Source organism: Micromonospora sp. HM134 (assembly GCF_007833915.1).
GTDB classification, from domain to species: domain Bacteria; phylum Actinomycetota; class Actinomycetes; order Mycobacteriales; family Micromonosporaceae; genus Micromonospora; species Micromonospora wenchangensis.
On the sequence record NZ_CP041061.1, the window covers coordinates 5,031,695 to 5,051,842 of the forward strand.

Consider the following 20,148-nt stretch of genomic DNA (forward strand, 5'->3'; position numbering starts at 1 on the left):
GCAGCCGTACCCGCAGGCGTCGTCCCCGCACGCGCGGGGGTCTTCCAGTACCGGACCTATCTCGGTCAGGCGCGGGACGGTCGTCCCCGCACGCGCGGGGGTCTTCCGCACCGGCAGCCTTTCCCGTAGGCCCAGTAGGTGTCGTCCCCGCACGCGCGGGGGTCTTCCCAGTGAGAATAGGGGGAACCGGTGGCGCACGAAGTCGTCCCCGCACGCGCGGGGGTCTTCCCGGACCACGGCATGTCGGTCAGCCTCGGCCACGGTCGTCCCCGCACGCGCGGGGGGTCTTCCCATCGATAGCGCTCCTGGAAGGGGTTGGCGCGGGTCGTCCCCGCACGCGCGGGGGTCTTCCCCACATGTCGTCGCCGCCGGCGCGCGGCGTCCAGTCGTCCCCGCACGCGCGGGGGTCTTCCCTGGATTCCGTTGGCCGCGGCGAGCCGAGCGGCGTCGTCCCCGCACGCGCGGGGGTCTTCCCCTGACCGACGACGACTGCCCGCTGTTCCACGTGTCGTCCCCGCACGCGCGGGGGTCTTCCCCGGGGGACGGCGCGGCCTCGGTCTCGTCCTCCGTCGTCCCCGCACGCGCGGGGGTCTTCCCATGGTGCTTCCGGCACGGAGAGCAGTCGTCGTGTCGTCCCCGCACGCGCGGGGGTCTTCCGGCGGGCTTCAGGCCCTTCACCGCGGCGACGAAGTCGTCCCCGCACGCGCGGGGGTCTTCCCCCCTGCCCGCTCATCGCCCGGCCTCCGGGATCGTCGTCCCCGCACGCGCGGGGGTCTTCCCGGGACGGGCACCATCCCACCCGAGGTGATCGCGTCGTCCCCGCACGCGCGGGGGTCTTCCGTACGTGCACGGTGTGGCACACGCCGTGGTGTAGTCGTCCCCGCACGCGCGGGGGTCTTCCGCTGGGTCGGGCGTAGGCACCCTCGTTGCCGGCGTCGTCCCCGCACGCGCGGGGGTCTTCCCGATCGAGCCGATCGAATCCCCGCATCTACCGCGTCGTCCCCGCACGCGCGGGAGTATTCCGGTGGAGGGGATCCCCCTTGACGCGCTCGACGAGTCGTCCCCGCACGCGCGGGGGTCTTCCGTTCGAGACCACCACGTTGCAGTCGCACGCTACGTCGTCCCCGCACGCGCGTGGGTCTTCCGGCGGTGATGCGTGTCCCTATGGGTTTCGTCAAGCGGGGACAGGGCTGGTGGGGCGTGGTTGGTAGGGGATCTTGTCGCGGAGCATGGCGTGGAGGACGTCGCAGCGGCGTCGGGCGAGGCAGATGAGGGCGGCGTTGTGGCGTTTGCCCTCGGCCCGTTTCCGGTCGTAGTAGGCCCTGCTGACAGGGTCGGCCAGGGCGGCGAACGCGGCGAGGAAGAACGCGCGTTTGAGGTTCTTGTTGCCGCCGCGGGGTGGGTGTTCGCCGCGGATGCTGCTGCCGGAGCGTCGGGTCACCGGGGCGAGCCCGGCATAGGCGGCGAGGTGGCCGGGGGTGGCGAAGGCGGTGCCGTCACCGACTTCGAGCAGGATCCGGGCGGCGGTCCTGACGCCGATGCCGGGCATCGAGGTCAGGACCGAGGCGAGAGGGTGCGCATCAAGCATCCCCTCGACCTCGCCGGCGACCTGGTCACGTTGTCGTAGGACGTCGCGGAGGCTGTCGGCGAGGCGAGGCAGGATCGTCTCGGCAGCCTGGGTGCCCGGGACGGTGACGGTCTGTTTGTCCAGTGCGGTCATGATCTGCTCGACCAGCCGCTCACCCATGCGGGGTGCGTGAACGGCGGCGATGGACAGCAGCTTGCGGCGGCCAGCTTTGCGGAGTCCGGCCGGTCCGCCGCAACGTGACAGCAGCTCCAGCACGGCCTTGTGGTGCACTTTCGGGCCGAGGACTCGTTCCAGGGCGGGGTGGATCTGCGTGAGCAGGCCCCGGATCCGGTTGGACACGCGGGTGGCTTCGCCCGCGAGATCGTCGTCGAAGCCGACGAGGACCTCCAACTCGGCCAGAGCCTCGTCACCGGTGTCGACCCGCCGCAGTGTGTGCGGCAGGGTGCGGGCGGCATCGGCGATGACGTAGGCATCGCGGGCGTCGGTCTTCGCCGAGCCGGGATGCAGGTCAGCGATTCGGCGCATCGCCAGGCCGGGCAGGTAGGCCACCTGATGCCCGCAGGCCCTGGCGACCGCGACCGGCAGGGCGCCGATCGAGGCCGGCTGGTCGACCACCACCAGAACCTGGCCGTGACGGGCGAGCTTGCCGAACAGCTGCCGCAGCCGGGTCTCGGTGTTCGGCAACGGCGCGTCGTGCAGCCGCTTGCCGTCCGGCGCCAGCCCGACCGCGTGGTGATCACCCTTGCCGACGTCCAAGCCGAGGTAGACGCCGTATCCGTCGTTCACCGCCACCCGCCTCCACGCATCGCTTCGTGGCCTCGGCCGCAGTCAGGGCGTCGGACTGCCGGCAGCCACGTTACGAAGAGACCTACCCCAACCCTGCGGGTGGCCGTGTCCCTGACTTGTTGAATCGGGGGCAGACGCGAGGGTCTGCAGCCCATAGCGTCCAGGGCGCCGGTCGGCTCAGGTCCGCATGTTCCTTGCCGCCTTTGGGTTGGCTCACTGATAGCGTGCCACGCCGGCCGGCGCCCGGCCGTGGCGTGGCTCGACAGAGGCATGCGATCGATCTTCAAGTCAGGATGCCCACCACGGCGAACGTCACCCCGTCAACGCCGTCGTGGAGAACCTCGCTGTGATCGTGATCGGTATCGACCCGCACAAGTCATCGCTGACCGCTGTCGCCGTCGACAACACAGGGCATGAACTCGCCGCCCGACGCTTCGTCGTCAATGCCGGCACCTTCACCCAGCTGACCAGTTGGGCCCAGCGCTGGCCGCAGCACCGCTTCGCCGTCGAAGGCGCCAAGGGACTCGGCCGCGGCATCGCGCAACAGCTCGCCGCCGCCGGCGCTGACGTCGTCGACGTCCCCGCAACCCTCGCCGCCCGAGCACGGCTGCTGACCACCGGCGGCGGCCGCAAGACCGACGCCACCGACGCTGCCAGCGTCGCCCGAGTCGCCCTGCACCATCACCGGCTCAATCCCGTGCAACCCGAGGATCAGAGCACCATCCTGCGGCTGCTGACCGAGCACCGCGACGACCTCACCCACGAACGCACCCGCATCCTCAACCGCCTGCACGGACTCCTGCGGGAGCTGGTCCCCGGCGGCGCACCCACCGGCCTGTCCGCCGACAAAGCCGCCACGGCCCTCCGAGGCGTGCGACCGGCCACCGCCACCGACGCCTGCCGGCGAGACATCGCCCGAGGTGGGCGCGTCGTCCCCGCACGCGCGGGGTCTTCCGTCCTGACGTCCCCGGCCGGGTGCCGGGGCAGCGTCGTCCCCGCACGCGCGGGGGTCTTCCCGCGTCCGGCCTGGCGGCGTCCCGGTCCGCACAGTCGTCCCCGCACGCGCGGGGGTCTTCCTGCTGCTCGAAGCGGGGGATGCACCACCCGCATGGTCGTCCCCGCACGCGCGGGGCCTTCCCGTGCTCGACCACCCGGTCAACCCGGCTGCCAGTCCTCCCGGATCTCCTGGATTCCCCCTGTCGGGCGGGCTTTCTGCCGTCTCTCCACTCACTGGAGCCCCGCGTGTCGCAGGGAAATATGTTCGATTAGTTCTATCGGCGGAGTCGGGCGGAGAGGATGAGTCCGTCGAGGTCGACGGGTATCCATCGGTCTCGGCCGGCGGTACGAACCGCCCAGCCTTGTTCGTTTCGGGCGGGTTCGATCATGATGGCTTGTCCGTCTCCTACCCGGGTGGCGAGTGTTGTCCAGAGGCGGTCGCGGATACGGGTGCTGGGGTTACCCACGAAGACTCCGGCGGAGACTTCGACCATCCAACGGGTGAGATGGCCGCGGAGTCCTTCGGCGACGGCGGTGAGGACGACAACGGTCAAAAATCCACCTTGGGTTCGTGGACCTCAGGTCCGGTGATGCCGATGAAGGTGGTGGCGTCGAAGGCATCGGCGTAGTCGTTGGCCCAGTTGATGCCGCCGGGGACGGAGCCGAGGGCTTCGTCCCAGAGTTCGAGGGCGTCCTGCTCGGGGGCATCGGCTACCTCGCTGAGCAGAAGTGTCTTGATGTCCTGGACGATGCGGGTCATGAGTTTGCCGTCGGCGACTCGGTCGCGGAAGGCAGTGCGGGCGTCACGTTCGCTGGTGTGGCCTTTGGCGGCGAGGTCAAAGGCGAGGGGGATGGTGTAGTCGGCCTTGTAGAGGTCGGCGATGTCGAGGACGAAGGAAGTGGCGCCGCCAGTGTGGACGAAGCCGAGTCCGGGGCTGGCGCCGAGGCTTACGATCGCGGCGTGGCAGATGCCGTAGAGGCAGCTGTGTCCTGCGGAGAGAAGCCGGTTGACGTCGTCGCCGGTTTCAAATGGTTGGCCGGGTTTGTACAGTCGGCCGTCCCAAGGTACGCCGGTCCGGGCTGAGTGGGTGCGGTAGATCTTCTTGACGCGTGCGCCTTCGCGTCCGCGTAGTTGCTGCATGGTGAGGCCGCTGACGTCTTCGCCGGGGAAACGCATGCCGTACATGCGGCGGGCGACGGCGAGGCGTTCTTTGGTGCGGGTGACCAGGTATGCCTGGCGGAGGAGGAGTTGGGATCCTCGGCTGGGACCGATGCCGGAGGCGTAGAGGCGTACACCTTTCTCGCCGACCCAGCACAGGGCGGTGCCGGAGTCGGCGAGCAGGCGCACGGCGGCGGTGGTGATGCGGGCTCCGGGGCCAACGAGGAGGGTGGCGACCATCGCGGCGGGTATCCGGACGGTGCGTTCGCGGTTGACCAGGACAACCGCGTTGTCGTCACGGTCAATGTGGCAACGTTCGACGTAGACGCTGGAGATACGGTCAGCTACGCGGTGCAGGTCCTGTGGGTCGGCCAGCCACCACATGTCAGGACTCCTGGAGGGGGCGTGGCGGGGCGAGGGTGAGCAGGCCGAAGCCGTAGGCCTTGCCGGTGCCGATACCGTCGAGCAGCGCCGATCGGGTCGCTGCCGGATCGTCGACTTGGAGCAGGCCGTCGAAGGTGACAGCTTCCAGGAGCACGGGTGCGTCTGCGCGGCGGCCATTCTTCTGGAAGCGGAGCCGGTGCCGGTCAGTCGCCCGGACGGCAGACACCTTGTTGTCGTTGATGATGTCGGTCGGGACGGTGCAGCCTGCCCGGTGAAGCTTGGCCAGTAGCCAGTCGACCTGTTCGGGCAGTTTGGTGTGTGCTACCCGAACGCCCCGTGGCCGTTCGCCAGCGAGGCGCTCCGCCTGCGCCTTGGTTGGCCTGATCAACTTCTTGGCGGCGCTGGTGGGGTTGGCCTTGAGTCGGAACGCGAAGGTCCGGCCGCGCTGGATCTGGTCGAGCAGCGGTTCGTACGGTTTGACCAAGGCCTGGGGTTCGTCGGCGTTGGGCCAACCGGCCTGTTCGACAAGGTGTTCCCAGGACGGTTTCGTCTGGGTGAGGACGAGGACGGCTAGATGGTGCTGGTGGGTTTCCAGCCGCCACAGGACGCGTTCTGTGACGGGTTGGTGGCTGAGGCCGCCGAGGACGGCGGCGTGGAGCACTTGGGGGTTGTTCAGCATCCGCTGGGCCTGGGTGCGCAGCGGGTTGAGGTGGATACGGGACAGGTAGGGCATGGTGGCTACCACCCGAGTAGGGCGAAGGGATCATGGTCAGGTTGGCTGTTCTCGGGGTCGCCGGCGGCGAGGCGCACCCATTCTTGGCGGACTCGGCGGGTGTTGAACCCTCGGTGTAGTGGGTCGAACGAGGCGGGCACATCGACGCGGATGTCGTCGCCGTGGTCGTCGTCGACGGTGACCGGCAGGTCCACGGTTGCGGGCATCGTCTTGCGATGGGAGCGGGAGGCGCGGTGGGAGTCGCTGCCTTGCCAGGGCACGCGGTGGAGCACATCGAGGGGCTGTCCGGGCCAGAGTGCGTCACGGTCGACGCGGTGTGTCTCGTCGGGGGTCAGTAGCAGCGGCTGGGTTGGTGGGCAGGATCGCCGGCCGAGGGCCAGGGGGAAGGCCGGGCTACGCAGGGCGTCGACCAAGGTGCGTAGAAGGTCGGTCGGGCCGTTGACGGCGGCGACGAAGACTGCGTCTTGGAGGTAGAAGCGTTGGGTGACGTGGGTGTACTTCGGCGGTGAGGTCGGTTTCTGCACACCCTTGGCGTTGACTGCGGCAGACGGCAGCGGACGGCCTCGGTAGTCGCTGACGGTGTGGTAGTCCCGCAGCAGCGATCCGGGCTGGTCGGTGCGTACACCCAGGCTGAGGCCGAGCAGGGTCTCGATGGAGTCTTGCCGGCGCAGGCCCTGGGCGGCGGCGAGGAGGCCGAGGATCCCGCTCTTGGTGGGCTGGTCGAGGGTGTCACGGCGGTTGAGCTGGCCGCGTCCGCCCCACGACTGCAGAGGCCCGGCCAGCCGGAGTACCAGGCAGAACGTCGAGTCGCTCATCGCGTGGTCGAGGTTCCGGTCAGCCGGGTTCGCACGGTGGCGGTGGTCGCGTCGATCGCGTCGGCGAGGCTGCGCGACTCGCCGAAGGCCCGCGCGATGGTGGAGGCGTCCGCCAGGGCCGGGTCGTAGACGCTGGCTACCGCGAGGGGGGTGAGGCCCCAGGCGTTGCTCGTGCGGTCCACTTCGGTGGCCAGGCGCGTGGTGGCGGCGGCGGCGATGCCGTCGCGGCTACGGATCGGCTTCTCAAAGGCGGTGACGAGGTTGACCGGCTGGTTGGTCCGGACGACGTAGGAGACGAGGCTGGGGATCGTGCGGTGGGCGAAGCTGTTCTGGTGCCCGGTGGGCATGGCAGTGACGAAGGCGTGCAGGAACGCCCGGGCGGCCTCGACAGTCGCCTCAAGGTCTTGGTCGAGGTTGCCGGCGAGCTGCTGCACGTCGAGGGTGGCGAACCGGTACAGGGTCGCGGAGGTGAACTCCACGGTGCCAATCATCGCCGCGCCAGCGTCCTCGTCGGGCTTCTTCTCGTCGTCGACAGCCGTGTAGTAGTCGAACTCGATTTCCACGGGGTGCACCGACAGGGCGTGCGCGACCTGGGTGGCCGCGTCGACGTTGAGGGTGGGGATGTCGGCGACCATCCGGCCGAACAAGGCGACGTCGATCGGGTGCTTGACGGTCAGCTGCGCGCGCACCGGTAGGTCCGCGACGGCCTTGGCGAGCGCGTCGTCGGGCAGCGCGGTCAGCTCGGCGGCCCGGTCGGCGACCAGGTCGACGATCGCGTCGAGTTGGTTCCGGCCGACGAACAGCAGGTAGGCGGTTTCGGTGTCCTTCTTGCCGGGCTTGATGTCCAAGTCGTGTGCCAGCAGCGCGTTGCTCAGCCGGGTCGCGGCCTCGTCGTCGAGGCTCGTCTGGGCGGCCAGCCGTTTGGCCAGCAGCGTTGACACCCGCTTTGTACGGGTTCCCAACTGGCTGGGCGAGTAGTCGAGGTCTTCGGTGAAGGCCTTGCGGGTGGCGCGTTTCCATGCTTGGGAGGAGACACGGGCCCGGCGGGCACCACCGTAGATGGCTTGTTTCGGGCTGCCGGCGTCGTCACGGTTGAGGTTCGACGGCGGAACGGTCTGCAGGATGTGGATGTCGATGTAGGTGTGCGTTTCGGTCACCGGTTCTCCAAAGGTGTGCTGGTGGCTTGCTGGTGTGCGGCCGGGTGCAGGGTGTGTCTCAGGCCGCGGTGCCCGCGTCAGGGGCGGTTTCCGTCTTCTCGCGGTGGGTGAAGTACTGGGATCCCCACCGACGCCGGATCTCGTGCACGTTTTCCGGGTCCTGCCACCTGCACAGGTCCCAGAAGAGCTGGGTGTAGTCCAGTGGCTGTGTCGGTGCGAGGGCACGCAGTTGGGTCACCAGGCCCCGCAGATGGGCGACGACCTCTGTGAAGCTGGTCGCCGTCGCCGCCGCGCCGAACCGGCCAGTGACCGCGTCGGCGCTGAACTTTCCGCTGTCTCGTAGCTTCGCCACTGCCAGGCCCAGTCCGACGTTTGGCTGGTGCACCAGTCTTGACTGGGACTGCTGGTGCAAAGCGAACAGCACCAGCACGGCGTGCTCGGCGTGCAGCTGCGGACTCGCCCAGCCGTCGGCGCGCAGCCGTGTGTAGTGCGGCCACATCGCCGGTACCTCACCAGCCGGTCGTCCCCACCCGCGGCGCAGCGCGGCAAGGTCCGCGCCCTCGGGTGGACTCTTTGCATAGTCCTTTTCCCAGAAGAAGGGGCGGTGTCCCTTCCGCTGGCCCTGATCGTCGGTGCTGGTCATCGCTGCGCCTTCCATTCGCTGGCGTGAGCGGGCTCGACACCGAGGATCTTGCGGACCGCTCCCTCGTACCACGCCTCGGCGAGGCTCGCCCGATACGCCTTCTTCTGCTTTCTGGCTTGCTTGTCGTCTTCCTCACGGCCGAGAAACGCTGTCGGCGGCACGGCCGCCAGCGCGGGCTCCGCGGCTTTGAGCGCCAGTACGTACGCTGACCGCCGCCACGCGTCCTCCGCTTCCTCTCGCCGCTCTGGCTCGCGCTGCAGACCCGCCAGCAAGCGCCGCACCACCCGGTTGAGTTCATGCATCAACGCGTCCCCGGGCCGCAGTCCCTTGTCCCACGGCACCGGATCACCACCGGCGGCCCGCCGCAGGTCGTCGTCGAGCCGGTTACCAGCCCTCCGTAATTCCTCAGCCTGCTCGACCACCGCCTCAACCAGGTGCCGCACCTCACTGGCCCCGAGCGCGGCCAGCGGCAACGGGATCATGTCCGCGAGGATGTCCTCCACCACCGCCGACTGGTTGCCGTATGCGACGCCCACCGTCAGCACCTGCAGCGGCAGGTCACCGACCTCGACGTCACCGAGCTGGGTGAGCAGGATGCTGCTGCTGTACGCGGGCTCGGTGCCCGGCACGGTGGCCAGCATCGGGGTGAGCCCCCGCCACGCATCCCGGCCCGGGGAATGCCGCATCGGCATATGCGATGCCTGGCCGGCGCGTGGCTTGTCGACCCTGCGCCAAGCGGTGTGCGGCTCCACATCCCGCGGTATGAGCTGCAGGCGGTCACCGGCGGTGAGCACCACTCGCCGCACCACGGTCCCCCCACCGGCGTCGCGCTCGGGGATGAGACGTATCCGGCGAGACTGCCAGGTCAGCAGGTCCAACAGCCCCAACGCGGACCGCGTTTCCCAGGCCCCGGTCATCGCTAGCTCACGTCGCCACTGCGGGCGGTCCTCACGCGGCGGCTGCCGCACGATCGGGCTGTTCAACAACAGTGTCTCGAACAGGTTCCGGCCGATCGGCACCACAATGCCCAGCCCGCCACACGGACCGGTGGGGTTCCCGGTGGTCTTGCCGCCCTTCACCTGCGGGTCGTCAGCGGCACCCGACTTGATGGCGGCTGTGTCCCAACACTGCACGGCCAGCATCGCCCTCGCCGCTTCGGCCGGTGTCATCGACGGCGGGTTCGCCTCATTCCGAGACGTGAACAGCGGCACGTTGTTACCGGTCGCGGTCGCCGCGACCAACAAGGAGCTGGGCTTGTCCTCGTCCTTCGCCGTCCGCAGCCCCGCTGCCTGGCCGAACGGTCGGTCGCCGAACAGGTCAAACCGCACCCGATGCTCGTCCAGATACGGCTTGAGTCGACTGAGGTCGACCTGGCCGACCTCCCACCGGTGTTCCCACTCTGCTTCGCTGTTAGGTATGCCGCAGGCGTCCAGGTAGACCGGCAGCAGCACCTGCCGCAGTACCGCCACGGTTTCCAACGGGTTGGAAGTACTTAGTCCGTCGATCTCATGCGCCCGGACCAACACATCCATGAGCGACAAGCACCTCGGATGGCCGCCCTCCACGACCGGTACCCACTCCTGGTCGAGCAGGTTGAACGAGTGTCTCTCCACCAGCACCCCACATGTCTTATGACAACCCCGGTCGCTCGGATCACGCCGACCGGTACGGCGAGCACCTTCGACGGAGCGCGACCTCGCCCACGACGTTCTCGACACAGAAGCCGCTGGCGGGAGCCCCGCGCCTCCGAACCCTACAGTGGATACACAACCTGATATGGCTAAGGGCTACCGGCGTGTTTTGAGACCGTGGCTTGATCAGCGATAGGGTGTGGCTGTCTGGCCAACGCCGGAGTGGTCCGCTGATGTGGCTGGTACAGCGCGGAGCCCGAGGGTGTCCCCGCCAACGCGGGGTGAGTTGCCATGACCGTCATGCCTTGTCTTCCAGCAGTCCGAGCCGGTGGTCGTAGGTGAGTCGCCGGTCACCGAGGACGACCGAGTTGCAGTCGTCGATACAAAGGGCTCGCGCCTTGTGGAGCCACGGGTTGCCGTACCAGCCAGGAAGGGGCTCGAGTGCCTTCGCGGCCTCGGTGACGCGGGCCGGCAGACGTACGGTCGCCCCAATCACCTCCTCGGCGATGCCGCCGGCGCTGACGTCACCGTTAGGGCCGAGGCGACGTCCGCCGAGCGTGTAGTAGCAGTCGCCGATTCTGCGGACAAGGACAGCCTCGACGGTCTCAGGGCCGTCCCGCACGACCGCTGCCAGTTCGTCGTCACTGGGCGCCTCACCCGAGGGACGGTCGTGCAGCCCGGCCAAGGTAGGGGCGCCAAGGTTACTCTCACCGGCGAGCAGAAACTGCTCCGCAGCGTGCCGCCGGGTCTGCTGCTCGGTCTGCCACCTTTTATGCGCAGCCTCGGCTGCCGGCAACCATGCCTCGGGAACGGCGTGGGTGGTGGTGTCGTAGCCTCGGCGAACCAAGTCGGGCACGTCGGCGGGGATGCTCCATCCGCCGACGCCTACGGCTTCGGTGACCAACGCGGCGGCCCGGAGCAGGGAGTAACGCCCGTACACGGCCTCGCTGCCACGCGGGAACGACGGTGGTCCGTCGCGCTGGGCCCGCATACCGGTGACATACACCTTCGGCGAACGCGTACGCCCTGGACGGACATGCCGGTGCACACGGCCGACCCGCTGCAGCGCAAGGTCGATCGGGGCAAGATCGGTGACAAGCACATCCACGTCAACGTCGAAGGACTGCTCGGCGAGCTGTGTGGCCACCACAATCAGCCGGTGCGGGCGCGAGGTCTCACCGCCGGGCGGCCCGAGCAGGTCCAACGCCTTCTGCGTGCGCTCGGCGCGCGCCGCGGTCGTCAGCCGTGCGTGCAGAAGGATCAGGGTGTCGTCGCCCCAACGGTCCATCAGTTCCTGGTAGGTGCGCTGGGCGCGGCCAACCGTGTTGCGGATAACCAAGGCGCAGCCACCGTCACGCAGCTCACCGTCGAGAAGACCCACAACCGGGTCTGGGCTGCCAACGGAGGCCTCCTCCACGATGTCCACGGCCACCCGACTCGCCTCCCGCCATGGAGCTGCTGTCCGGGTCGTGCACGTGGCGGTGTCACCGGAGACAGTCAGCGCGTGCAGAGCGGGATATCCTTCGGTCTCATCGAAGGCCGGCAGCTCGACGTCACGGCGGCCCTGCAGCCCTTGCAGGTAGGCGCGCATCAGGCTCTGCCGCTGCTGCGGCGGCAAGGTCGCTGACAGCAGGATCACCGGCACCCCCGAGTCGGCCAGCCAGCGCAGCGCCTCGTGCAGGAACTGTGACATGTAGATGTCGTAGGCGTGAATCTCGTCCAGGACCACCACTCGGCCGGCCAGGCCGGCATGCCGGAGCATCACATGCTTGGTACGGGTCGCCGCGTACAGCAAGTGGTCAATGGTCCCGACAGTGATCGGCATGAACATGCCCCGCTTCGCCCCAAGGAACCACTGCGCCGGGGCATGCGCGGGACGAATCGTTTGGCTTTGCCCCGTGAGGTCGAACTCGTCCTCGCACCCCATGTCGTCGATACCGGCGAAGTGGATACTGCGCTGGAGGGCGTTCCACTGGGAGTTGAACATGCCCTTGCCGTGCAGCAGACCCACCGGTAGATGCGGATCGACCTTGCCGGCCCACCGCAGCACGCGGTCGAACATAGGGTCACTGGTCGCCTGCGTGGGCATGCCCACGAAGATCCCGTCGAAGCCGAACCGCCGGCCCAGAACCTCGCTGGCAGCCAGCGCCCCCTCGGTCTTCCCTTCCCCCATCGGAGCCTCGATGATCAGCAACCCTGGTACAGCCATCTGCTCGGCCAACGCGACGCACGCGGCCTGCAACGGACGGGCCGCCTTGCCGAACCGCGCTTCTACCAGATCCGGCATCCGACGGTACGCTCCTCCACCCCACCCGCCGCGCAGCTCCAACGTCGCCCAAGCCTTGGCCGCCCGTTCACGCGCCTCAGCCATAGTGACGTCGGGCAGGTGGAAGACACCGCCGAACTGGTCGCTGCTGGCAATCCAGTCCGCCATGATTACGAAACCGGCCAGGCCGAGCTGCTCGCCCCGACGTGGGGTCTTCACCGGAGCCGCACCCGCCAGATCGACGCCGAGGTGACCAGCGACAGCCCGCACCAGCGCCGCCTGCGTCTCCTTCCAGGCGGCACCACTGCCCTGCGCATCAGGGAACCTGCCGGCCGCCGTGAACACGTCGCGACGCGGCGGAACCAAGCCGTGATGGCCAGCCACCATCGGCCAAACCCACTCGACAGCCTCCCGGCTCCACCCCGCCTGCTGCAGCACCGACGAAATGATCACCGCCCCCGCCCGCGTGTGATGCCACCTCATCGACTGCGCATTCAGGCGGCGCCACGTCAGACCGGCGGCCCGGACCCCTTGCGCTATATGATCGACCTTGTTCTGGAACGCCGGGGAAGCCTTCCCCACGTCATGCCAACCACAAAGAAGAGCAAAGAATCGACAACCATTACCGCCGGAGATCTCGTCGAGCCACCACTTAACACGATCAGCGAGATAGCCTTCCCAGATCAACTCCCCGACCGCGGCGGCATCCAGCAGATGCTGCAGCAGCAGGTTGGGATACCCGCCAGCATTCGACTTCCCCCACAAGGCGGCAAGTGCACGGGCATGGTCCGACGACATGGCGGCGACTGTAGAAGCCACCACCGACAAATCCTTACCGTCTACACCTGTTGAGTCGCCTTCCCGACACAAGTCGACTTTGACCCACCCGGGTTCATTTCCGTGCTCGCGAAATCCCATCCAGCGAACCAGCCGTACGACACCGAGGGACAAGACCCTGCGTCGCGTCCGCTGGTGACCAGTGCTCCGAGTGCTCCGTAGGATTGAGCCACACGACGATCGAGAAGGCCCAGCCCACCACCATGACACCGAGACCCACAAAGCTGACCGATGAACCAACTGAATGATTCTGCGATGCCCATGCGATAAATCCCCAGGTCAGCAAGTGTCGTCCCCGCACGCGCGGGGGTCTTCCCCGGGCACGGTCCTGCGGGTGACTTTCCTGGTTGTCGTCCCCGCACGCGCGGGGTCTTCCTCCGTTCACCAAGGAGGTGTCGGTCCAGGTCCCGTCGTCCCCGCACGCGCGGGGGTCTTCCGACCATGAACGTCTTCGGCCTCGAAGGGCGGGAGTCGTCCCCGCACGCGCGGGGGTCTTCCCGGCGCGCTGGTCGGGGGCCTGGCCCTCGTCGTGTCGTCCCCGCACGCGCGGGGGTCTTCCCAGGTTGTAGCCGATGTCGGACCATCCGCGGGTGTCGTCCCCGCACGCGCGGGGGTCTTCCGTAGTTGCCGACGGCGCTTTCGACGTGGCCGATGTCGTCCCCGCACGCGCGGGGGTCTTCCGCAGGAATCCATCCGACGCGAGCTACGCGAGGGGTCGTCCCCGCACGCGCGGGGGTCTTCCGGCGTTGCAGCCGGCGATGGCCGGGGTGCGGCAGTCGTCCCCGCACGCGCGGGGGTCTTCCTCTCGACCTTGCAGGGTTCCTCTGTTGCGCTGGGTCGTCCCCGCACGCGCGGGGGTCTTCCCGCACCCAGCGCGAGGGAGGCGACCACGGAGGCGTCGTCCCCGCACGCGCGGGGGTCTTCCGATCCCGGCGCTCGGCCTGTCGCGGCTGGTCGCGTCGTCCCCGCACGCGCGGGGGTCTTCCCGCCGGGTGGGTCACCCACGCGTACATCGTCACGTCGTCCCCGCACGCGCGGGGGTCTTCCCCCGCCCACACCGCCCGCCGCGTCGCGTACGAGTCGTCCCCGCACGCGCGGGGGTCTTCCGCCCTCTGCCGTCCTCGCGTACCACCCCTGTAGATCGTCCCCGCACGCGCGGGGGTCTTCCTGAGGGTCGGGCCGTACCGACCGGGAGGTCCCCGTCGTCCCCGCACGCGCGGGGGTCTTCCGATCCATACACCCGTACCTGACGCCGCTACCCTGTCGTCCCCGCACGCGCGGGGGTCTTCCCATTGGGGGTCCGGTCGGCTGCGGCACCGACCGGTCGTCCCCGCACGCGCGGGGGTCTTCCCGACGAGATCGGCGGCTGGTCCGTCTCGCACAAGTCGTCCCCGCACGCGCGGGGGTCTTCCCCAGGATGTGTTGAAGGCGTGGCATGCGGCGATGTCGTCCCCGCACGCGCGGGGGTCTTCCGCCGCGGAACAGGGCATCGCGCTGTCCGACCACATCGTCCCCGCACGCGCGGGGGTCTTCCCCGGGGGTGCATCTGCGACGGCCGAGTGTCGAGGTCGTCCCCGCACGCGCGGGGGTCTTCCGGTCGTGAGCAACCCCCGGCCCGGTGACCTCGTGTCGTCCCCGCACGCGCGGGGGTCTTCCCTGGCTGACCCGCACCTTGCGCAGGCCGTTGGTGTCGTCCCCGCACGCGCGGGGGTCTTCCCTCCGGCGGGTCGCGGCAGGGTCCCTAATCCTGGTCGTCCCCGCACGCGCGGGGGTCTTCCCCCTGCAACGGGGAGCCAACCCGGTGACTAGCCGTCGTCCCCGCACGCGCGGGGGTCTTCCCGGCGTACGGGGGCGGCGACCTGCGTGGGAGCGGTCGTCCCCGCACGCGCGGGGTCTTCCCGGGTCGAGTTCGACTTGGCCGGCGCAGTGCCAGTCGTCCCCGCACGCGCGGGGGTCTTCCCGGGTCGAGTTCGACTTGGCCGGCGCAGTGCCAGTCGTCCCCGCACGCGCGGGGGTCTTCCCTCCCGCATCAGCAGGTCGGTGTCGGGGCCCGGTCGTCCCCGCACGCGCGGGGGTCTTCCGTCGGCTGGCACGCGGGACAGGCCGAGGGCCTCGTCGTCCCCGCACGCGCGGGGGTCTTCCTGACGCTGCTGGTGGTGGTGCCGGCTCTGAGCCGTCGTCCCCGCACGCGCGGGGTCTTCCGAGGACCAGGCCGCGACGGCGGTCGAGCGCGAGGTCGTCCCCGCACGCGCGGGGGTCTTCCGCCTCCGCTGGAGCCGGGGGTGATCTTCCGGGCGTCGTCCCCGCACGCGCGGGGTCTTCCCCGGTGGGGTGCTCCCGTAGACCCACGGCAGACGTCGTCCCCGCACGCGCGGGGGTCTTCCGCCGTGGCTCGCCCCGTGGCTGGCCGGACAGGTGTCGTCTCCGCACGCGCGGGGGTCTTCCCTACGCCCGCACCACCGGCGACGTCTCGACCGCCGTCGTCCCCGCACGCGCGGGGGTCTTCCCTGGGCGTCGGACAGGGTGTTGTACAGGCGCGTGTCGTCCCCGCACGCGCGGGGGTCTTCCGAGCGGGCCGTCATCGACGTGCAGCGCACCGACGGTCGTCCCCGCACGCGCGGGGGTCTTCCCTTCACGGCGGAGGGCGTGACCCGGCTGAAGGGTCGTCCCCGCATGCGCGGGGGTCTTCCCCCGCGGGCGTGGTTCGACAGCCTGGACCGCGCGTCGTCCCCGCACGCGCGGGGGTCTTCCCTCGCCAACGACAACCAGGTCGACGCCCTCTGGGTCGTCCCCGCACGCGCGGGGTCTTCCGAGATCGGTTACCGGCTCGGTGCGTACAACCCGGTCGTCCCCGCACGCGCGGGGGTCTTCCCCCGATCGGCATCGTGATCGTGGCATCGGTGCGTCGTCCCGGCACGCGCGGGGGTCTTCCCGGCTTGCCCTGGTCCTCGTAGCGGGGCAGGGTGTCGTCCCCGCACGCGCGGGGGTCTTCCGCGGTTCGAGGTGGTTCAGCCGGCGTCGACAGTTCGTCAGGCTCCCTCGTTTTGAAGCTTGCCGCTGGGATTCAGCATCCCACCTCCGCCGCAGTGCGGGGTGTCAGTCATGCCTGCTTGTGCTCCTGCGGGTTGTGGGGTGTGTATGCGCAGGGTGCAGCTGATGCGGCGGTGGTCGGAGGGCCAGGTGGTGGGGTTGTTGTCGGGTGGGATGTGGATTTGGTAGGTGCCGGGTATGACGGTGGCGGTGTTGAGGAGGGCGTGGTTGGCGAGGATGTAGTCGATGTGTAGGCCGTGGGGGCCGTTGGTGGTGGGTGGGAGTGGGGTGGGTGTGTGGGGGTCGAGTTCGGCGAGGTGGTGGAAGCCGGCGCTGTTGACGCGCTGGTTGGTGGTGGTGTTCCAGGTGCCGATGAGTCGGTCGATGGCGCGGGTGTCGGCGTGCCAGGTTCCGTTGTGGTGGTGGGCTTTGTGGTCGCGGGTGCTGGTGGGGATGTGGGTCCAGTCGGGTGTGGGTAGGTGGGGGCCGGAGCTGGTGGAGTTGAGGTCTCCGGCGATGAGGGTGGGGGTGGGGCTGGTGCCGGAGGTGGCGAGGAGGCGGGCGCGGGCCAGGCGTTGTTCTGGGTCGGCGTAGGGCCAGTGTTCGACGTAGACGTGGAGGCGGTAGGTGGGGTCGGCGCGGAGGCTGAATCGGGTGAGGTTGCGTTTGTCGGGGAACTCGGGTTCTTCTGCGGCGTCGAGGCGGAGTACACGCGGGTCGTAGATGACCGCGGTGGCGAGTGCTCCGGTGTGTAGTTCGCCGACGTAGGGGCGGCCGGTCACCTCGGCGAGGTGTGCCATCGCGGTGTGCAGCGGTCGTCTGCCTCGGGCATGCCAGAACTTCGCTTCGCAGAGCATCAGCAGGTCAGGGTGGGGTCCGTCGAGGAAGGCACGGGCCAGGGGGACGAAGTTGTAGGAGCCGTCGGGTTGGAGTCCGCCGGCTTGGAAGTTGAACAGGGACAGGTCGAGTTCCACGCTCATCGGCTGCTCCCGGGTGCGGTGTTTCGGGCGGTGGCTGGTGATGCCGGCGGCATCACTGTGGAGTGCGTCCAGGGGAAGCCCAGGGCGTCGAGGGCGTCGATGCGGTCGTGGGGGACGAGGTTGCGTTTGCGTTGGTTGCGGAGGTTGTGGGCGATGCTTCCGAGGTTGATGTCGCCTTCGCGGTGGTGGCGGGGCACCCGGAGGTGTCCTTCGCGTGTGTGGAAGGTGGTGAATGCGGCGAGGTGTCGTTGCCAGCGGGCGTCGAAGACTCGCCAGGTGATGCCGAGCTGTTCGAGGGTGAGGATCTGGTCGGGGGTGAGTTCGCTGCGCCGGTGGCGGCCTCGGCAGTTGTGGATGAAGCTGCCGAGGTCGATGTCGCTTTCGCGGTGGTGGCGGGGGACGTCGAGGTGGCCTTCGCGGTGTCGGAAGGTGCGGGCGGCGGTGATGCCTGCGGTCCAGCTTTCGGTGGGTTGGGTGGGTGCTCTGCCGGTGGTGGCGTGGTCGAGGATGCGGATGGTGATGTCCCGCAGGAGGCTGTCGGTGAGGTAGCCGTCGGGCATCCGCAGGAGGACCCGTTCGGGGAGTCGTGGTTGTCGACTACCGGTGCGGGCGTGGTGGTGGCGGGTGTCGAGGTCGGTGGCGAGGGTGTCGTCGTGGGCGCGCATCGCCCACAGCACCTGCAGGGCGGCCATCCACTCGTCGTCGGCGTGCGGCAGTCGGCTGGGGTCGTCGGGCAGCAGCAGGGGAACCAGGATGGTGGCGATACCGGTGCCTCGGGGGTTGCGGCGTAGGGCTCGTCCGACGGTTTGGACGGTCTGGACGGTGGAGCGCATGGGTCGGGTGAGGACGACGGCGTCGACGGCGGGGACGTCGATGCCTTCGGTGAGGGCGCGGGCGGAGGAGATGACGGTCCATCCGTCGTCGGGGGGTTCGGCGAGGCGGTCGAGGTGGATCTGTCGTTGGCGTAGGTTCTGCTGGCCGTCGACGTGGCCGGTGGTCAGCCGGCCTTTCGGCTGTTGTGCGGCGGGGAGTCGGGCTGCTGTTCGGGCGAGGGTGGAGGCGAATTCTCTGCTGTCGGCGACGCGGGGGGTGAAGACGAGGACCCGGCGGAGTCCGAACTCGGCGGCGGCACGCAGGAGTGCGGTCTGGACGACGGCGGTGCGTAGTGGGGCTTCGCCGATGGCGGTGACCCGGTCGTCGTTGACGTCTTGAAGCACACGCAGCGCGTCGTGGGTGCGGATGCCGATGACGACGATGCGGAAGTCGTCGAGCCAGCCGTCGGTGATGGCCTGGCCGAACGGGTACCGGTGCCATACGGGTCCGAACACGCTCGGGTCGTCCATTGATAACGCCTCGTGCGGCTCTCCGTGACGGCGGCCGGGGGTGATGATGCGGGGTGTCGCGGTCATGTTCACCCGGATGGTGGCGGGCAGGTGGGTGTCGTCGTGGATGCGGGCGAACGTCTTGCCCGTGGGGCCGGCGGTGCGGTGTGCTTCGTCGATGATCAGCAGATCGGCGGTCATACCGGCGGCCAGGAGTGCTGTGCCGACGCGGTCGGCGGAGGTGTTGGTGACCGCGAGCAGCCGCATCCGCCCGTGCGGGGCGTGGTGGAGCCATGCGGTGATCTCGTCGGGGTCGGCCAGTACGGGGCAGCTCGTGGGGTCGGTGTGGCCGGCGACGTCGGCGACGGAGTCGTCGCTGCACACCGCCGCCGTGTAGGCGCCGAGGGGCCGCCACACCCGCAGGGTCTGACCGACCAAGGCCAGTGACGGACACACGATCACCACCAGACCCCGGGGACAGCACCGCACTGCCGCGTGCGCCGCGATCAGTGTCTTTCCGGTCCCGCAGGCGGCGATGACCTGTCCCCTGCCGTCGCGGGCGGCACCCTGCACGATCGCCTCGACCGCTTCCTGCTGATATCCGCGCAGCGGCGGCAACGCGTCCAGTAGATGCCTTTGGTGGTCGCGGGGAGCGTCGGGTCGCTGTCCGTCCGCCTTCATACCGCTCGCGGCCGTCATGCCCGCACCACCGGGACAGGAAGGTTCACTGCTGCTCCTGGACTGCTGTTGTCGTGGGTGGTGTGGTGGTGCCGTAGCTGGTTGAGGTGGGCGGTCATGCGGGCGGTGGCGGGATGCCCGGGGTGGGCGCGGTGGTGGCGGGCGATGGTGTCGGCGAGGAGGGCGCGGGCGGCGTCGTGGTGACCGAGGTCGTGCAGGACGAGAGCGGTGGTGGCGCGGACGGCGAGGGTGGAATGCGCGTCAGGGCCGGCGGTGGCGGCCAGGTGATCGGCGAGTTCCCGCAGGAGGTGGTAGGCGCGTTGGTGGTGGCCTACCTGGCGGTGCGCGGTGGCGAGGGTATGGGCGGCGGCGAGGGTGTGCGGGTGGGTGGGGCCGTGGAGGCAGGCGAGGCTGCGATGGGCGTAGTCCGCCCAACGGATCGCCGCCTCGCCATGCAGGAGCGGGGCGAGCAGGTGCGCGGCCTCGGCGTGAACGGCCCCGGTGGCGGTGGTGGTGGGGTCGATGCCGGCGAGGATGTTCCGCAGGACGGTGCGGGCACGCTGCGGATCGGTGCCGGTGAGGTTGCGGGCAAGGTGAAGGTGTCCGGGCGGAACCGGTCGGGGTGGTCGGGTGGTGGGCCAGGTGATGCGCAGGTCGGTGGGATGGTTGCCGGCGGTGATCCGGGTGATCAGCCGGTCGGCGTGGCCGGCGGCGATACTCGCCGCCTTGGGGTGGGTGAGCGTGGGTACGAGATGCGCGGCGTGCCGCAGGACCACTTCACCGACGGCGCTGGCGACTGCTGCCGCGTTCAGCACAGGTCGACGGCACGGTGGTGGGCAGTCATAGACGAGACCGGCCCAGGTGAACACCGCCGTCATCGGGTGTCGGCAGAACCGGCAGTGCAGCAGCCCGTCGGGCAGCAGGACGGGGTCGTCGCTGGTGTGCGTGCTCGATGCGGTAGGTGCTGCGGCGGTGGCATGGGCGCGGGCTGTGGTGACCCAGGTTTGGAGGAGGCGGCGGTCGAGGTGGAGTTCCCGGGCGACGGCGCTGATCGGGCCGCGTCGTCCGGCGGCGCGGGCGGTTTCGACCTGGCGTACGGCGTCGGTGATGACGTCGGAGGTGTAGGTGCGGGGCAAAGCCATC

13 protein-coding genes and 2 CRISPR repeat arrays (1 of these 15 running past the window's edge) are annotated in these 20,148 nt (G+C 69.5%); of the genes, 1 reads left to right on the forward strand and 12 read right to left on the reverse strand.

Translation table 11 applies throughout. The annotated features are described in order from the left end of the window. Nucleotides 1-1,145: a CRISPR direct-repeat array (repeat unit 28 nt; unit sequence GTCGTCCCCGCACGCGCGGGGGTCTTCC); it begins 104 nt to the left of the window's first position. A 29-nt stretch (nucleotides 1,146-1,174) separates the two neighbouring features. Then, on the reverse strand, nucleotides 1,175-2,374 hold the full coding sequence (locus FJK98_RS21590; RefSeq protein WP_145922919.1) for an IS110 family transposase: 1,200 nt from the start codon (nucleotides 2,372-2,374) through the stop codon (nucleotides 1,175-1,177). A 352-nt stretch (nucleotides 2,375-2,726) separates the two neighbouring features. Here FJK98_RS21590 and FJK98_RS34235 point away from each other — a divergent pair, with 352 nt between their 5' ends. Beyond that, entirely contained in the window at nucleotides 2,727-3,674 is a 948-nt protein-coding gene (locus FJK98_RS34235; RefSeq protein WP_240763038.1) for a transposase, read from the forward strand. Here FJK98_RS34235 and cas2e read toward each other — a convergent pair. From cas2e to FJK98_RS21650, 11 genes are all read right to left on the reverse strand, one after another. Further along, on the reverse strand, nucleotides 3,646-3,864 hold the full coding sequence (gene cas2e / locus FJK98_RS21600) for a type I-E CRISPR-associated endoribonuclease Cas2e (RefSeq protein ID WP_240763040.1): 219 nt from the start codon (nucleotides 3,862-3,864) through the stop codon (nucleotides 3,646-3,648). The two genes, FJK98_RS34235 and cas2e, sit on opposite strands and share 29 nt — an antisense overlap. A gap of 56 nt (nucleotides 3,865-3,920) precedes the next feature. Then, nucleotides 3,921-4,913 carry a type I-E CRISPR-associated endonuclease Cas1e gene (gene cas1e, locus FJK98_RS21605; RefSeq protein WP_145920647.1) on the reverse strand — a complete coding sequence of 331 codons (993 nt, stop codon included), beginning with the start codon at nucleotides 4,911-4,913 and terminating at the stop codon, nucleotides 3,921-3,923. 1 nt (nucleotide 4,914) lies between these two features. Next, a complete protein-coding gene (cas6e, locus tag FJK98_RS21610) occupies nucleotides 4,915-5,646 on the reverse strand; it encodes a type I-E CRISPR-associated protein Cas6/Cse3/CasE (protein WP_145920648.1) in 732 nt (243 codons plus the stop codon). Between the two features lie 5 nt (nucleotides 5,647-5,651). Continuing rightward, nucleotides 5,652-6,461, reverse strand: coding sequence for a type I-E CRISPR-associated protein Cas5/CasD (cas5e, locus tag FJK98_RS21615; RefSeq protein WP_145920649.1), 810 nt, complete (start codon nucleotides 6,459-6,461; stop codon nucleotides 5,652-5,654). Beyond that, nucleotides 6,458-7,618, reverse strand: coding sequence for a type I-E CRISPR-associated protein Cas7/Cse4/CasC (cas7e, locus tag FJK98_RS21620; RefSeq protein ID WP_145920650.1), 1,161 nt, complete (start codon nucleotides 7,616-7,618; stop codon nucleotides 6,458-6,460). Before cas7e ends, cas5e begins: the two co-directional genes overlap by 4 nt. Before the next feature lie 58 nt (nucleotides 7,619-7,676). Continuing rightward, complete coding sequence (gene casB / locus FJK98_RS21625; protein WP_145920651.1) at nucleotides 7,677-8,261, reverse strand: type I-E CRISPR-associated protein Cse2/CasB; 585 nt, start codon at nucleotides 8,259-8,261, stop codon at nucleotides 7,677-7,679. Continuing rightward, entirely contained in the window at nucleotides 8,258-9,880 is a 1,623-nt protein-coding gene (casA, locus tag FJK98_RS21630) for a type I-E CRISPR-associated protein Cse1/CasA (RefSeq protein WP_370516915.1), read from the reverse strand. The genes casB and casA overlap by 4 nt, the downstream gene beginning before the upstream one ends. A gap of 310 nt (nucleotides 9,881-10,190) precedes the next feature. After that, nucleotides 10,191-12,956, reverse strand: coding sequence for a CRISPR-associated helicase Cas3' (cas3, locus tag FJK98_RS21635; protein ID WP_145920652.1), 2,766 nt, complete (start codon nucleotides 12,954-12,956; stop codon nucleotides 10,191-10,193). A gap of 327 nt (nucleotides 12,957-13,283) precedes the next feature. Then, a CRISPR array of direct repeats spans nucleotides 13,284-15,988; the repeat unit is 28 nt; unit sequence GTCGTCCCCGCACGCGCGGGGGTCTTCC. 36 nt (nucleotides 15,989-16,024) lie between these two features. Continuing rightward, a complete protein-coding gene (locus FJK98_RS33320) occupies nucleotides 16,025-17,005 on the reverse strand; it encodes an endonuclease/exonuclease/phosphatase family protein (protein ID WP_168222534.1) in 981 nt (326 codons plus the stop codon). Next, the gene (locus FJK98_RS21645) at nucleotides 17,002-19,026 is read right to left on the reverse strand and encodes a DEAD/DEAH box helicase (protein WP_145920654.1); all 2,025 of its coding nucleotides are present in this window, start codon (nucleotides 19,024-19,026) and stop codon (nucleotides 17,002-17,004) included. Before FJK98_RS21645 ends, FJK98_RS33320 begins: the two co-directional genes overlap by 4 nt. Then, nucleotides 19,023-20,147 (reverse strand): hypothetical protein, encoded by a 1,125-nt coding sequence (locus FJK98_RS21650; RefSeq protein WP_145920655.1) that lies wholly within the window; start codon nucleotides 20,145-20,147, stop codon nucleotides 19,023-19,025. The genes FJK98_RS21645 and FJK98_RS21650 overlap by 4 nt, the downstream gene beginning before the upstream one ends. Nucleotide 20,148: the final 1 nt, after the last annotated feature.